Below are 13,998 nucleotides of genomic sequence, written 5' to 3' on the forward strand. Positions count from 1 at the left end.
CGCCGAATGCCGCCGAATTCCGATTTGGCACGCGCGTTTCAAACAATAAATGGAAATTCCGCTTCAGGCAGTGCGTCTCCATGCTTGAACTTGTTCATGAGTTCCGGGTAGGGAGGCGACGTTTCACCGCCGCGATCCACGAAGTGCGCGCCATCTCCGAGCCATCTGAACGATACGACCCGCCGTGACTGCTGCCCGGCCGTATTGCCAGGTGCGCCATGCACTGTATGAAAGTTGAACGCAATAGCATCGCCCGGCTCCAGGTCCCAACCGAGGATCTGATAATCGCTGCGGTGTGCATCGATATCCGGCAACTCCTCCAGCGTGTCGGACTTGTGGTCGTAAGCCACGCCGCTAAACTTGCGCGGCCGGAACAGCTTGCCCCACTTGTGCGATCCCGCGACGAACTCCACACATGTCTCGCGCGGCACCGAGTCGAGTGGAATCCATAGACTCACGGCTTGATCTGCGCTGACGCAGTAATAGGGTTCGTCGTGATGCCAGGGTGTGAGCTTTGCCGCGCCGGCTTCCTTCACGAGCACATGTTCATGGAAGATGCGGGCGCGCTGCGAATCCATCAGCGCCTGCGCGACGGAGGCGGCCGCGCTATGTTCGACAAAAGCCTTGAACGGCGCGATGCGCTGCCAGTTGCAGTAATCGCCGAAAAACCGGCCTGACGTTTTTTCGGGCGTGTAATTCCTGAACGACGGCCCCGGATGCGTCGCGTTGTACTCCACGCCTTCGCGCAACGTTTCCATCCAGTCCTTGAACATCCCGCGCAACACGACCGCGCCGTCGCGCTCGAAGGCTTCCCGTTCTGCTGCCAGCATGGTGTTCTCCTTTATCGATTGACCGGGCTTTTCTCATGGATCACGCGGATCACGCGCCCGGCAGCGTTGCAGCGGCGCTGCGTCCGCGCAGCCAGTTGATGCTGCTGAATAAAGCAACCGCGAACAGGATCAGCATGGTCGCGACCGCGAGAATGGATGGATCGATGGAATCACGAATCCCGCTCCACATCTGCCGCGGCACGGTTCGCTGATCCGGGCCGCCAATGAACAGGATCACGATGACTTCGTCGAAGGAAGTCGCGAACGCGAATACGCTGCCCGTCGCCACGGCCGGCAGGATCAGCGGCAAGGTCACGCGGCGAAATGCGGTCCACGGCGCGGCGCCGAGTCCGGAAGCCGCTCGAATCAGGCTTTGATCGAACGACAGCAGCGACGCCGTGACGGTGATCACCACGAACGGTGTGCCGAGCGCGGCATGCGCCAGCACCACGCCGATATACGAATTCACCAGCCCCAGTGGCGCGAACACGAGATAGAACCCGGCGGCCACGACGACGATGGGGATGATCATCGGCGAGATGAGCAGCGGCATGATGACGGCGCGAAACGGAAAATTGGAGCGGCTGAGTCCGAGCGCCGCGAGCGTGCCCAGGCCCGTGGCGAGCACCGTGGATGCGGCGCCAATGCCGATGCTGTTCGCGAACGCGCGCTGCCAGTCGCTGCTGCCGAGCGCCTTGGAATACCAGTGCAGCGAGAAGCCTTGCATCGGATAGGAGAAGTACGCGCCAGAGTTGAACGACAGCGGCACGATGGCGAGAATCGGCGCTATCAGGAAGAACAGGATCAGTGCGGAATGCACGCGCAACCACTTCGATGCGATGCGTTCCGATAACACGAGATGCCTTTGGCTTTGCATGATGTCGTCCTCGCCCTGGCGCCTAGCCGAACCTCAACCGGTCGATACCCACAAGCCGGTTAAACACGAAATAGAACACGGCCGTGAAGATCACGAGATATGCCGACAATGCGCCCGCCAGCCCCAGTTGAGTTGCTCGTTGGTCTGCGCGGCGATGAGCTGGCTGATCATTTCATCGCCCGCGCCGCCGAGCAGCGCGGGCGTGATGTAGTAACCGAGCGCAAGCACGAACACGAGGAAGCACCCTGCGCCCACGCCGGGAAGCGTCTGCGGCATGTAGATGCGAACGAACGCGGTCACGGGATGCGCGCCGAGCGATTGCGCCGCGCGCATGTAAACCGGTGACACGCCCTTCATGACCGAATAGATCGCGAGGATCATGTAGGGCAGCAGGATATGCGTCATGCCGATCAGGACGCCCGTGCGGTTGAAGAGCAGCGGCAGCGGATGGCTGACGATTCCCGAACTCACAAGCAGGCTGTTGATCACGCCGCTCGGTTGCAGCAGCACATACCACGCGGTCGTTCGAACCAGCAGCGAGGTCCAGAACGGCACGATCACGAGCAGCATCAGGCGATTGCTCTTTGCAGGCGGGAGAGTGGCGAGCAGATACGCAACCGGATATCCAAGCAGCAGGCACAGCACCATGACTGAAGCGCTGATCCATACCGTGCGCGCAAACGCGTTGACGTAGACAGAACTGTCTGCCGGGAGGGATTTGATGGCGCCGTCGGCCGTGACTTCGGAATCCACGGCAGTGAGCAAGTAATCAGGCGTCGGAGACACCGCCGAGCGCTTCAGGTAACGCCAGATGTCGTGCGTGCCCCAACGCGGATCGAGCTCGATCAACGCGGGTTTCCAGGCAGCCGGCGCGGTCTCGGGCAACTGGCGCGCCGTTTTCATCAGCAAGCTGCGAAACTCGGGCAGGTAGAAGTTCATCCGTCGCGCAACGGTGCCGAGCTGGCCTTCTTGCGAAGCTCGCCGCATGTCGGCGGCGAGCAGGGCGAAGGTGCGTTCGTCGGGTATCCCTTCGCCGTTCCATGATTTGAGCGATTGCGACAGCACCGGCAAGTTCACCGGCACTTCGCGGTTCACGACGCTTCTTGAAAGCAGGATCGCAATGGGCGCAATGAAGGTGGCGAGCAGGAACAGCAGCAGCGGCAGGGCGAGCAACAGCGCTTGCGTGGATGCACGCCGGCGCGTCTTGGCATACGCTTCGCGGCCGGCGGTTTTAGCATCCGCAACGCTCGCTCCGGCCGGCTCCCGCAGATCGCTGGTCACTGTCACAGTCACAATTCACCTTACGGGTTTGATTACTGCGTCAGCCACACCTGGAAGCGCTTGTTGATCTGGTCGGCGTTGTCGGCCCAGAAACTCGCGTTGATCTGCACGGCGCGCTTGAAGTTGCCGGGCGCGGTCGGCAGGTCGTTCAGGCGCGCTTTATCGATGAGCGGAATCGAGTCCTTGCGCGGCGGCGCGTAGGCAATGTACTTGGTCAGGTCGGCATAGCTTTTTGCCGTCGATGCCGATGCAATGAATTTGGCCGCCGCGTCGGCGTTCTTTGCACCCATCGGAATGCCCCACCATTCGAAGTCGTAGACCTGACCGTCCCATACCGATTCGAACGGCTTGTGATCCTTGTGGACGGCGTCATCGATCCGGCCGTTGTACGCCTGCGTCATCACCACCGCGCCATCCGAAAGCAGTTGCGGCGGTTGTGCGCCGGCTTCCCACCAGACGATGCTCGACTTGATGGTGTCGAGTTTCTTGAACGCGCGATCCACCCCGGCCGGTGTGCCGAGGACCTTGTAGACGTCGGCGGGTTTGACGCCATCGGCGAGTAGCGCCCATTCGAGCGTCACCTTCGGCGACTTGCGCAGGCCACGCTTGCCGGGATATTTCTTCAGGTCGAAGAAGTCGTTGATGGAGGTCGGCGCGCTCTTCAGCTTGGTCGTGTCGTAGGCATAAACGGTGGACCAGACCATGGCGGCGACCGCGCAATCCATGATCGAACCGGGAATGAATGCGCTCGTGTTGCCGAGCGACTTCTTATCGATCTTCTTGAGCAAGCCTTCGTCACAACCGGTGATCGCATCGTTCGATTCGAGGTCGATCAGGTCCCACGTGGGATTCTTCGCCTGCTCCATTGCCGATAATTTGGCGAGGCCGCCGTCGTAAGATTCCGTCGAGAAGCCGATGCCTGTTGCAGCCGTGAACGGCTCGAAAAACGCCTTCTTCGCCGCGGCTTCGTATGCGCCGCCGAAGGTGACCACCGAGATGGTTTCCGCCGCATGCGCGCTCGCCGAAAACAATGCGACAGTCGAAAGAACGAGTCCGGCGATGCCCGTCATACCGGTTTGGATCAGTTTGGTTTTCATGTCAGTGGACTCCTGCGGTGAGGGACGGAGCATGGCCGTGGCTTGCAGTTACGGCCGTTGCGAGGATCTTGCAGTCGTCGTGGCGCCACGCCACGACGGTTGCACTGCCGAGTGACGGAAGGTCGTGATGCTGCGTGTTGGGTACCTTGACAATGAGGCTGTCGCCCGAGCCTTGTGCGCCAAGTTTCAAGTGAACGCGGTGATGGTCGCCGCAATACACGAGTTCTTCCACGCGCGCCGTCACCAGGTTGGTGTCGGCGGCGCTTAGGATTCCTTCTGCCGATGCAATGTGCGCGCGCTCCGGGCGCAGCGCCAGCATGGCTTCCTCGCCGTTACGCAAGCCCCGGCCGCAACGTCCGCGAATGACCGCACCGTCTGGCAACACGAGCGTCGCCCAGTCCGGATCCTGTTCGAGCACGCGGCCCATCAAACCGTTGTTCTCACCGACGAAATTCGCGACGAATGCGTTGTGCGCGTTTTCATAGAGTTCCGTTGGAGTCGCTGCTTGCTGGATGCGGCCATCGGAGAAAACGGCCACGCGGTCCGACATGGTCAGCGCTTCCGCCTGATCGTGCGTCACGTACACCACCGTCAATCCCAACTCGCGATGCAGCCGCATGATTTCGTACTGCATGGTTTCGCGCAGGCGCTTGTCGAGCGCGCCGAGTGGTTCGTCCATCAGCACCACGCTCGGCTCGAACACGAGGGCGCGCGCAAGGGCCACACGCTGCTGCTGTCCGCCCGATAACTGCGCAGGCCGACGCGCCGCGAGATGCGGCAACTCGACCATGTCCAGTGCGCGCTTGACACGCGCCTGTTGCTCGGTCTTGCTCATGCGTCTCACCGACAACGGAAACGCAACGTTCTGCTCGATCGTCAAGTGCGGGAACAGCGCGTAGTTCTGGAACACCATGCCGATGTCGCGCTGATGCGGCGGTTTGTCGTCGAGACGTTTTCCGTTGAGGCGGATCTCGCCCTGAGTCGCCGATTCAAAACCGGCGAGCATCATCAGCGTGGTCGTCTTGCCTGATCCTGAAGGACCAAGCAACGAGACGAACTCGCCTTTCGCGACATCGAGGTCGAGCCCTTCCACGACGTAATGAACGCCGTCGTATGTCTTGCTCACGCCCGCGAAGGAGATGAAGGAGTGCGTTGACATCGTGTCGTGTTGGATGAGTGTTGAGAATCAGGCAAGCTGCTGGGCAAGGTAGCGCGCGAAGTCGTAATTGGGCCTTTCCAGATGACTCAGATGCCCAGGCTTTGCCAGCGGCGCACTCACACCACGGAACACCGCCTGCACGCCGCGCCGGTCTTCTTCATTGACCGCATCGAGCAATGTCTTGAGCGTTGCCATGTAGTCGGCCGCCTTCGGATCCGCGATGAAATCAGGCGCGAGCCCGCCGCCGAAGCGGATGTGGACACGGCTGGTTCCAACCGGCTGCAGCACGAGGTACCAGAAGTAACCTGGCGTGAGCGTGACGAGATGCGTCGGATAGATCGCGAGCAGCGCGGTGGTCTTGCGCCAGTGACCTTGCAGCCGCTGATTGTCGGGATGCGCCTGACCAATGGGCAACGATGCTTCCTTCGTGATCCAGTGATAGTTGAACGCGTCGCTGCCTGGCGGGCATTCCATTTCTTCGAGACGCGAATGCGGACCTACGGTTGCCCGATGCAGCATGGGCAGGTGATAACTCTCCATGAAGTTTTCAGCGAGGATCTTCCAGTTGGTATCCCACACGTGTTCTTCGTAGAACGTTTCCTTGTAATCAGCCATGCCGTAGCTGGCAATCAGTTCGGTGAGACCTGCCAACTTGCCGGCAACTGGCGGCGCGTCGGCATTGAGCGTGACGTAGATCCAGCCTTGCCAGACCTCGCATCGAACGGACGGCAAACGGTAGTTCTCTTTGCAGAATCCGCTTTGACGATCCATCATTGGCGCACCGCTCAGCGCGCCGTCGAGCGTGTAGTTCCATGCGTGATAGGGGCAGACGATCCGGCGCGTGTTGCCGCGTCCTTCGAGCAGTACCGACATTCGATGCAGGCAGACGTTCGAAAACGCCTTCAATTCCAGCTTCTCGTCGCGCAAGACCACGATCGGCTGGCCATCGATGTCTGCGGTGAGATAGTCGCCGGCATCCGTAATCGAACTTGCCCGGCCAACGCAAAGCCATTCGCTGCGGAAGATGTTCGCTTGTTCCAGCGCGAGGAAATCGGGCGAAGTATAGACGGCAGGCGGCATGGAATGCGCGTCGCTGAAGGGACGCGCGGAGCTCTCCTGCAACTGCCGGACGATATCGAGTCCAGTGCCGGACGCTGCCATTGAAGATCCCATCGCGCCTCCCTGTCAATTCAGTGGATGCTGCAACCGGCTCTCCAGCCAGGCCGCTCGCTGCATGGACATCAATCTATCAAGTCAAATTACCAGCCAAAATATTGTTTTTACATGTAGAACCAAGTTTTTTCCTATCCAGACGCGAAGCCAGACGCAACGCCTCAACGTGCTCGCTCGCGGGTGATTTCCGCTTCGCAGAAGGCCGCGAAGCGCTGCACGACTTGCCGTGGTTTCATGCTTCGCGACTGCGCAATCCCGAGCGTGGTGGCATTGACTTCGTCCTTGAACTGCTTGATCACGAAGTCCTCGCCGTCAACCGTGCGGCTCGATTTCAGCGGAAAATTGAGGATGCTGTAGCCAAGGCCATTGGCAACCATGCCGCGAACCACTTCAGGTTGCGACGAACGGAATGCGGCAATCGGACGGTCGCCGACGGCGTCGAAGAGACCTGCGAAATATTCGCGGCTGTGCGGAAGATCGAGCATCACGTAGGGTTCGTCGCGCAGGTCGGCGAGCGCCACCGTGCGCTGTTTCGCCAGCCGGTGATTCTTCGGCAAGATCACATACGGCGGTAACGAGAGCAGCGGCGTGAACGCGATGTCATCGGTCAGATCGAGGTTGTAGGTCAGCGCGATATCCAGCGAACCATCGTGCAGGCCGCGCAGCAAATCGTCCTGATGCGCTTCGAGCGTGCGGAACGCGATCCCTGCATGACCCGCTATGAAGCGGCTCATCATCGCGGGCATGAGCGGCGGCGCGAGTGAAACCAGGCACCCGAGCGTGATCGCGCCTGACATGCCGCCGTCCAGTTCCTTCGCTGCGGTCTGAAGGTCTTCCGCATTCTTCAACAAGTCGCGCGCGCGCCCGAGCATCTCGCGTCCGGCCTGTGTCAGGGATAACCCGCTCGCGTGATGCCGGATGAAAAGCTGCACGCCGAACGACACTTCGAGATCCGCGAGCGCTGTGGAGATGGATGGCTGCGAGATATGCAGCAGCTTCGCCGCCGCCGTGAACGACAGCACTTCGGCGGTCACCACGAAGTATCTCAACTGCCTCAATGAATAGCGTAATTGCGCAGGTTCCATGGTCCGCCCCCGGTCTTTTATCTATCCTATTGTGCGTGGACATAAATACGCTTGCATAGGCAAATCCGATGATTTGCATTTTTGAAATATGTTTTTCGGATGCGGTGCCAAAGCGTAGATTTTGCGCACGGTCAGTGCAAACGCGAGGGGGCGGCATGCAAACAACTCAACCAGACAGCGCTTTGATGGAAGCGGCGCCCGGAATGAATCACGATCTGCGGGCCGCATTCCTCGATTCGATGGCGTCCAATTCAACATCGGTTCATGTGGTGACGACAGGCGCAGGCAACGAACGTTTTGGCGTCACCGTCAGCGCTTGCAGCTCGGTTTGCGCTGACCCGCCCACATTGCTCGTCTGCATCAATACACGCAGCCCGGCCAATGCAGCGGTCGCGGCGAACGGCGTGTTCGCGGTGAACCTGCTGAACGTGGCGCAGCGCGGCATTGCCGATACCTTTGCCGGACGCTCGGCGAGCGCCAGGCCTTTCGACTTCTCATGCTGCACGGTGACGGCGGGGGCGCTGGACGTGCCGCTTATCGACGGGGCGGTTGCTGCAATCGAATGCCGTCTCGTCGCCCAGCAAACCATAGGCACGCACACGGTGTTTTTCGGCGAGGTCGCGGCGATCAAACGCGCGCCCGCCGCGCACATGCCATTGCTGTATTGCAAGCGCGATTACGGCCAGTTCCTGGCTTTCTAGGCGAATCTGAACGACCATATTTCCCCACGGATCGAGGCACAGCAATGATCAGAACAGGCGAGCAGTATCGCGACTCCATTCGAGACGGACGACAGGTCTGGATCAATGGCGAACGCGTGAAGGACGTGACCACGCATCCCATGTTCAAGCCGATCGTGGACATCCGCGCGCGCATCTACGACATGGCGCACGAGAAGGCGACGCAGGATGTGATGAGCTACGTGGATGAAAAGACCGGCGAGCGCAACGCGGTCGGCCTGAAGCTGCCGTACACGCAGCAGGACTGGCACGACAAACGCCTGGCAGTAGACACGGTGCTCGATGACATCGGCGGAATCGCCACCCGTGTGGGCGATGAAACCATCGGCGAGATGTGGTCGCTCTACGACGGCAAGGATGTGCTCAACGAAGTCGATCCGCGTTTTGCCGCGAACATCGAGCGGCATATCAATCGTGCGTTGCATGAAGACCCGTTCCATGTCTCCGCCAACACCGACCCCAAGGGCGACCGCTCGAAACCGCCTCAGGAGCAGGACCCGGACATGCTTTTGCATGTGGTGAAGGAAACCGATGCGGGCATCGTGGTGCGTGGCGCCAAGTACGAGACGGCCGCAGCGTATGCGAATCAGGCATTCGTGAAGCCGACCATCGCGAACTGGGGCGACGCAAAACTCTCGGACTATGCGGTGGGTTTTGTCGTCAACATGTCCGCGCCGGGACTCAAGTTCATTTGCCGTACGGGCTTCGCCGGGCGCGCGAATCCGGAAGATTACCCGCTGTCGAACCGCTGCGATGAAGTCGATACCCTGCTGATCTTCGACAACGTCCTGATTCCCTGGGAAGACGTGCTGTTCTACCAGCATACGAAGGCGGCCACCTTCATTCGCTCGACCTTGCATCGATACAGCGCGTTCGCGTTCGTCCAGCGCAACCTGCGTCTTGCCGACCTGATGATCGGCGCGGCGTTGTTCAACGCACGCCAAACCGGCCTTGAAAAGCAGCAGGCCGTGCAGGAGAAACTGTCGACGCTCGCCGTGTATCGCGAGACCATCAACGCGCATCTGACGGCATCGATTGCTTGCGGCGAACGCAGTCCCGCCGGCCTGATGATGCCCAATCAATCCTTGCTCTATACAGGCCGCGTGCAGGCATGTTCGCGCCTTCACGAGATGATGCATCTCGCGCGTGAACTCTGCGGTGGACAGATTTGCGTGACGCCGGATGCGGCGTCGTTTGCCAATCCGGAGATCAGCGGCTGGCTCGACAAGTTCTATACCGTCAACGAAAACTGGGTCTCCGATGACCGCCGCAAGTTGCTCGCGTTCGCCCGCGACTTGCTGAACTCGGACTATGCGGGGCATCGCCTCACGTTCCAGTTGTTCGCGCAATCACCGCCGTTCGCCCACCTGGGTGCCGTGTTCCGTAACTTCGATTTCGACAGCACGCTCGGCTACGTCAAGAAGGCCGCGAACCTGTCGGACCGTGTCGTTCAATCCAGCGCAGAGCCGCGGCTCAAGCGCGTTGTGTGAGGTGTCCATGAGTCATACCCGCATCCGCAAGTTCAACACGCGCGAGACGTACCCCGAGCAGAAACTCGATAACGATCTGTGCCAGGCGGTCGTGGCGAACGGAACGGTTTATCTGCGCGGCCAGATCGGGCAGGACCTGGATACGCGCGAATCGGTGGGCATAGGCGACGTTGGCGCGCAGGCTGAAAAGGCGATGGCCAACATCGCAATGTTGCTGGGCGAAGCCGGCAGCAAGCTGGAGGATATCTGCAAGATCACGATCTATCTTGTCGATGTACGCTATCGCGAAGCGGTGTACACCGTGGTCGGGAAGTGGCTGAAGGGTGTGTACCCGGTATCGACGGGTATTGTGATTTCAGCGCTTGCGCGTCCCGAGTGGCTCGTCGAAATCGACGTGATCGCCGTCATTCCAAATAGCTGAGCGGAGGATCGCATGACGTTTTCTCTGGCTGGCCGATGCGAACGTACGGGCATGGTCGGCGGCATTGTGTGCAGTTCGAGCATTGCGGTTCCCAGCCGATGTCTATGGGCAAGTCCGCATGGCGTGGTGCTGAGTCAGAACGTGACCGATCCGCGCCTCGGCGTGCTCGGATTGCAGTTGCTTGGCGCCGGTTTTGGTGCTGAAAGCACCTTGCAACAATTGCAGCACGCACGTCCTTACGCGGAGTGGCGGCAGCTCGCCGTACTCGATGCCGACGGTTCGCGCGACGCTGCGACGGGCCAAAAAGGGCTGGGTATAATCGCGACGAAACCGGGGCGCAACTGCGTTGCAGCGGGCAACCTGCTCGCCCACGACGGCATTCCGGCCGCCATGGTCGAAGCCTTCGAAGTATCGCCCGCAAGCTCGCTGGCCGAGCGCCTGATCGCGGCACTGGAAGCGGGTGCGGCGGCAGGCGGCGAAGCGGGTCCCGTGCATTCGGCGGGATTTTGCGTGTATGGAAGAGAGGTCTGGCCGCTCGCGGAGTTGCGCGTGGACTGGTCGGATCAACCCATTGCTGATTTGCGGGCGCTCTGGCAGCGCTACGAACCGCAGATGAACGACTACGCAATGCGCGCAATACGTCCCGAGCAGGCACCGTCGTATGGAGTACCCGGAGATCTTTAGCCAATGAAGCACGCCTTGCTCGACACCACGCTTGATCTGCTGAACGATCTGGTCGCGTTCGATACCCGCAGCTCCGAATCGAACCTCAAGCTGATCGAGTATGTCCAGCGGTATCTAAATCGGCACGGCGTGGAGTCCGCTCTCGTCTTCGACGAAACCGGCCGCAAGGCGAACCTGTATGCAACCATCGGCCCGAAGGACGTGGCGGGTCTGTGCTTTTCGGGTCACACCGATGTCGTACCCGCCGCGGGTCAGCCGTGGACCGTGCCGCCCTTCGAGATGACGCGCGGGAGCGACCGTGTCTTCGGGCGTGGCAAAGCCGACATGAAGGGTTTTATCGCGGCGGTGCTTGCAAGCGTGCCGCACTTCGTTGCGACCTGCAAAGACGTGCCTGTTCATCTTGCATTCAGTTATGACGAAGAAGTCGGTTGCCGTGGCGTGCGCGGTTTGTTGCGTGAACTGGCGGCAGCGCCGGTCAAGCCGCTTGCATGCATTATTGGCGAGCCGACGAGCATGCAGGTCGCGGTGGCGCACAAGGGCAAGAAGGCGTACAGATGCTGCGTGAAAGGTCTCGCCGGGCATTCCGCGCTGACACATCTCGGCGTGAATGCGGTGGATTTCGCGGCGGAACTCGTGACGTTCCTGCGGCGAACGCAGCGCGACTTGCGCACAAAGGCAACGCTCGACCACGACTTTGATCCGCCGTACACAACCATCCATACCGGCCGCTTCAATGGCGGTATTGCGTTGAACGTGATCCCGGACCACGCGCAAGTGGAGTTTGAAATCCGCAATCTGCCCGCCGATAACGCGGACGCCATCGTGCAAACCATCACGCACTATGCGGATACCGAACTCGTCGGCGCCATGCGCGAAACGTTCGCCGAAAGCGATATCGACTGGGAACAACTGGTGGATTATCCGGCACTGTCGGATCGGGCTGCGGCCGGCTGGTTGCGCGATCTGGCATGCGCGGCTGCCGGACGGGACGACGTGCGCACCCTCGCGTTCGGAACCGAAGGCGGCCTGTTTCAGTCGATAGGCATTCCTACAGTCGTATGCGGACCGGGTTCGATCGAACAAGGGCACAAGGCCGATGAGTACGTCGAACTGGAACAGCTATCGAAATGCCTGACTTTCCTCGGCAACCTCTCGACGAGTTTGCCGGGGACGGTTTCCGCAAACCGGTAGTGACGTTGTCAGTTATAGCCGAGGATGGCGCAGGCCGTGATGTCCGAGCGGTCCGAGACGTTGCACGCCAGAACGGTCATGGGCGCCTGGAGCATCGACATATACGAGGAACTTTGTTTCTCCACCTTGGCGCTCGCTTTCGTGGCCTTGTTGCGGCTTCCGGTGATTGTCGAAAATGCAGCGTTGAGATGATTGGACGTATTCATGTTAAACACCACTTCAGTAGTTATTGGCAAAAACAATTTCTGATTCACTCACTGGACACTCACCGGCCAAAAGTATTGGCGGTGTAGTTCCAGTAAGCGCCAACTGAAGGGTTGATGACATAGGTACTGTCACCAATGCGACGGCTCAAAGCCTTGCCTGGCGCGGGGCTGTATTAATGACCGTGTGTTTGAGGCAACACTATTCTAGTTATTTCGCTTACTGCCGCTAATCCCCATTCATGAGCTCAGGTATTGAATGGTAATTCAAGCGACTCTGTCCACGTATAAGGCGATGCGTCAAAGCGCGCGATGCGTACGTGGTTCAGGAATTCAAAATCGGTGCGGCTGTATATATTATTCCGCTAACGGACGATCAAGGGCCGCGTCCGGTTCCTCGCCAAACCCGGTGGTTTTGTCGTCAGCGCTGCTTTCGGAATCGCTTCCTGAAGACAATTGCTGGCGAGCTTTTTCCCAGTACTCGTCCGCGCGTCCTTCCGGACTGCCGTCCTGTTCCCACAGATAGAACGCAAGCGTGCGAATTTGCTCTTCTGACAATTGGACATCCATGATTTGCCCCGTCGAGGTTGAAAACCGGTCGCAAGGCGCGGCCGTTTCGGGCTCGTTTGAGCCTGCTCAACGGGGCAGCAATACTCAAGCCAGCCGCGCCGCGATAGCTTCGCCGACCTCGGTCGTGCTTGCCTTGCCGCCGAGGTCGCCTGTACGCGGACCTTCTTTCAGCGTCGCTTCAATAGCCGCAAGGATCGCGTCGTGTGCATCGCGTTCGGGGCCTTTGGCGTCGCCCAGGAATTCGAGCATCATCGCGGCCGACCAGATCATTGCGACCGGATTGGCGATGTTTTTTCCCGCAATATCCGGCGCCGATCCATGCACCGGCTCGAACAGCGACGGAAACTTGCGGTCCGGATTAAGATTTCCCGAAGGCGCGAGGCCGATCGTGCCGGTACAGGCCGGACCGAGGTCCGAGAGGATGTCTCCGAATAGATTGGTGGCGACCACCACATCGAACCGGTCCGGGTTCAGCACGAAACGCGCGCACAAAATGTCGATGTGCTGCTTGTCCCATTTGACGTCCGGATAAAGCGCAGCCACTTCTGCGGCCCGTTTGTCCCACCACGGCATGCTGATCGCGATGCCATTGCTTTTGGTCGCGACCGTGATCTTTTTCTTCTCGCGGTGCTGAGCCAGATCGAACGCGAACTTCAGCACACGCTCGCTGCCATGACGCGTAAAGACCGATTCCTGCAGGACGAATTCGCGATCCGTGCCTTCGAACATCACGCCGCCAACCGATGAATACTCGCCCTCCGTATTCTCACGCACGATCCAGAAATCGATGTCGCCAGCCTTGCGGTTCGCGAGCGGCGAGGGCACGCCTTCGAACAGGCGCGCCGGGCGCAAATTGATGTATTGATCGAATTCGCGGCGGAATTTCAGCAGTGATCCCCAGAGCGAAATGTGATCGGGCACGGTATCCGGCCAGCCGACCGCGCCAAAAAGAATGGCGTCGGCGTCCTGCAGTTGGGACTTCCAGTCGTCGGGCATCATCTGGCCGTGCTCCTGGTAGTACGCACAGCTCGCCCATTCAATATGCTGATATTCGATTGCGATGCCAAAGCGCTTGGTGGCCGCGTCGAGTACGCGCAAGGCTTCGGGCATCACTTCGGTGCCGATGCCGTCGCCAGGTATGACTGCGATCTTGTAGGTTTTGGTCATGATGTGATGTCTCCGGGTTGTGAGGAACAG

Annotated in this window: 14 protein-coding genes and 1 pseudogene; 5 read left to right on the forward strand and 10 right to left on the reverse strand. The window is 60.0% G+C overall.

Features of this window, described 5'->3' with window-relative positions; genetic code table 11:
- Positions 1-38: 38 nt before the first annotated feature.
- The 7 genes and pseudogenes from AXG89_RS39355 to AXG89_RS39385 all read right to left on the reverse strand — a co-directional run bounded on the left by AXG89_RS39355 (position 39) and on the right by AXG89_RS39385 (position 7,502).
- Entirely contained in the window at positions 39-830 is a 792-nt protein-coding gene (locus tag AXG89_RS39355) for a phytanoyl-CoA dioxygenase family protein (protein WP_075358403.1), read from the reverse strand.
- 49 nt (positions 831-879) lie between these two features.
- On the reverse strand, positions 880-1,707 hold the full coding sequence (locus AXG89_RS39360) for an ABC transporter permease (RefSeq protein WP_062002027.1): 828 nt from the start codon (positions 1,705-1,707) through the stop codon (positions 880-882).
- A gap of 22 nt (positions 1,708-1,729) precedes the next feature.
- Positions 1,730-2,883: pseudogene (locus AXG89_RS39365) on the reverse strand (ABC transporter permease).
- 137 nt (positions 2,884-3,020) lie between these two features.
- The gene (locus tag AXG89_RS39370; protein WP_086386836.1) at positions 3,021-4,058 is read right to left on the reverse strand and encodes an ABC transporter substrate-binding protein; all 1,038 of its coding nucleotides are present in this window, start codon (positions 4,056-4,058) and stop codon (positions 3,021-3,023) included.
- Positions 4,059-4,086: 28 nt separating this feature from the next.
- Positions 4,087-5,244, reverse strand: coding sequence for an ABC transporter ATP-binding protein (locus AXG89_RS39375; RefSeq protein WP_075358405.1), 1,158 nt, complete (start codon positions 5,242-5,244; stop codon positions 4,087-4,089).
- 27 nt (positions 5,245-5,271) lie between these two features.
- The gene (locus AXG89_RS39380; protein WP_075358406.1) at positions 5,272-6,405 is read right to left on the reverse strand and encodes an SRPBCC family protein; all 1,134 of its coding nucleotides are present in this window, start codon (positions 6,403-6,405) and stop codon (positions 5,272-5,274) included.
- A gap of 173 nt (positions 6,406-6,578) precedes the next feature.
- The gene (locus AXG89_RS39385) at positions 6,579-7,502 is read right to left on the reverse strand and encodes a LysR family transcriptional regulator (protein ID WP_075358407.1); all 924 of its coding nucleotides are present in this window, start codon (positions 7,500-7,502) and stop codon (positions 6,579-6,581) included.
- Positions 7,503-7,705: 203 nt separating this feature from the next.
- Here AXG89_RS39385 and AXG89_RS39390 point away from each other — a divergent pair, with 203 nt between their 5' ends.
- Genes AXG89_RS39390 through argE form a run of 5 tightly spaced genes read left to right on the forward strand, consistent with a single transcriptional unit; the run spans position 7,706 to position 12,028 of the window.
- A complete protein-coding gene (locus AXG89_RS39390; protein WP_075358408.1) occupies positions 7,706-8,203 on the forward strand; it encodes a flavin reductase family protein in 498 nt (165 codons plus the stop codon).
- A gap of 44 nt (positions 8,204-8,247) precedes the next feature.
- Positions 8,248-9,732, forward strand: a complete 1,485-nt coding sequence (locus AXG89_RS39395; RefSeq protein ID WP_075358409.1) for a 4-hydroxyphenylacetate 3-hydroxylase family protein — start codon at positions 8,248-8,250, stop codon at positions 9,730-9,732.
- A 7-nt stretch (positions 9,733-9,739) separates the two neighbouring features.
- On the forward strand, positions 9,740-10,153 hold the full coding sequence (locus AXG89_RS39400) for a RidA family protein (protein ID WP_062002399.1): 414 nt from the start codon (positions 9,740-9,742) through the stop codon (positions 10,151-10,153).
- A gap of 12 nt (positions 10,154-10,165) precedes the next feature.
- Positions 10,166-10,837, forward strand: a complete 672-nt coding sequence (locus tag AXG89_RS39405; RefSeq protein WP_075358410.1) for a DUF1028 domain-containing protein — start codon at positions 10,166-10,168, stop codon at positions 10,835-10,837.
- Positions 10,838-10,840: 3 nt separating this feature from the next.
- The gene (argE, locus tag AXG89_RS39410; RefSeq protein ID WP_119024827.1) at positions 10,841-12,028 is read left to right on the forward strand and encodes an acetylornithine deacetylase; all 1,188 of its coding nucleotides are present in this window, start codon (positions 10,841-10,843) and stop codon (positions 12,026-12,028) included.
- Positions 12,029-12,036: 8 nt separating this feature from the next.
- On the opposite strand, the gene AXG89_RS39415 is transcribed toward argE, so the two are convergent.
- The 3 genes from AXG89_RS39415 to AXG89_RS39425 form a co-directional block, all read right to left on the reverse strand.
- A complete protein-coding gene (locus AXG89_RS39415; RefSeq protein WP_062002018.1) occupies positions 12,037-12,234 on the reverse strand; it encodes a hypothetical protein in 198 nt (65 codons plus the stop codon).
- A 354-nt stretch (positions 12,235-12,588) separates the two neighbouring features.
- Complete coding sequence (locus tag AXG89_RS39420) at positions 12,589-12,801, reverse strand: DUF2934 domain-containing protein (RefSeq protein ID WP_075358412.1); 213 nt, start codon at positions 12,799-12,801, stop codon at positions 12,589-12,591.
- An 84-nt stretch (positions 12,802-12,885) separates the two neighbouring features.
- Complete coding sequence (locus AXG89_RS39425; RefSeq protein ID WP_075358413.1) at positions 12,886-13,968, reverse strand: tartrate dehydrogenase; 1,083 nt, start codon at positions 13,966-13,968, stop codon at positions 12,886-12,888.
- Positions 13,969-13,998: the final 30 nt, after the last annotated feature.

The sequence above is a fragment of the Burkholderia sp. PAMC 26561 genome (genome assembly GCF_001557535.2).
Lineage (GTDB): Bacteria > Pseudomonadota > Gammaproteobacteria > Burkholderiales > Burkholderiaceae > Caballeronia.

Excerpts from the sequence above, each read along its gene's own strand:
- AXG89_RS39395 (WP_075358409.1), top strand. The coding sequence starts at position 8,248 with ATGATCAGAACAGGCGAGCAGTATCGCGACTCCATTCGAGACGGACGA.
- argE (WP_119024827.1), top strand. The coding sequence starts at position 10,841 with ATGAAGCACGCCTTGCTCGACACCACGCTTGATCTGCTGAACGATCTG.
- AXG89_RS39355 (WP_075358403.1), bottom strand. The coding sequence starts at position 830 with ATGCTGGCAGCAGAACGGGAAGCCTTCGAGCGCGACGGCGCGGTCGTG.
- AXG89_RS39420 (WP_075358412.1), bottom strand. The coding sequence starts at position 12,801 with ATGGATGTCCAATTGTCAGAAGAGCAAATTCGCACGCTTGCGTTCTAT.
- AXG89_RS39390 (WP_075358408.1), top strand. The coding sequence starts at position 7,706 with ATGAATCACGATCTGCGGGCCGCATTCCTCGATTCGATGGCGTCCAAT.
- AXG89_RS39370 (WP_086386836.1), bottom strand. The coding sequence starts at position 4,058 with ATGACGGGCATCGCCGGACTCGTTCTTTCGACTGTCGCATTGTTTTCG.
- AXG89_RS39380 (WP_075358406.1), bottom strand. The coding sequence starts at position 6,405 with ATGGCAGCGTCCGGCACTGGACTCGATATCGTCCGGCAGTTGCAGGAG.
- AXG89_RS39375 (WP_075358405.1), bottom strand. The coding sequence starts at position 5,244 with ATGTCAACGCACTCCTTCATCTCCTTCGCGGGCGTGAGCAAGACATAC.
- AXG89_RS39425 (WP_075358413.1), bottom strand. The coding sequence starts at position 13,968 with ATGACCAAAACCTACAAGATCGCAGTCATACCTGGCGACGGCATCGGC.
- AXG89_RS39415 (WP_062002018.1), bottom strand. The coding sequence starts at position 12,234 with ATGAATACGTCCAATCATCTCAACGCTGCATTTTCGACAATCACCGGA.
- AXG89_RS39385 (WP_075358407.1), bottom strand. The coding sequence starts at position 7,502 with ATGGAACCTGCGCAATTACGCTATTCATTGAGGCAGTTGAGATACTTC.
- AXG89_RS39400 (WP_062002399.1), top strand. The coding sequence starts at position 9,740 with ATGAGTCATACCCGCATCCGCAAGTTCAACACGCGCGAGACGTACCCC.
- AXG89_RS39405 (WP_075358410.1), top strand. The coding sequence starts at position 10,166 with ATGACGTTTTCTCTGGCTGGCCGATGCGAACGTACGGGCATGGTCGGC.
- AXG89_RS39360 (WP_062002027.1), bottom strand. The coding sequence starts at position 1,707 with ATGCAAAGCCAAAGGCATCTCGTGTTATCGGAACGCATCGCATCGAAG.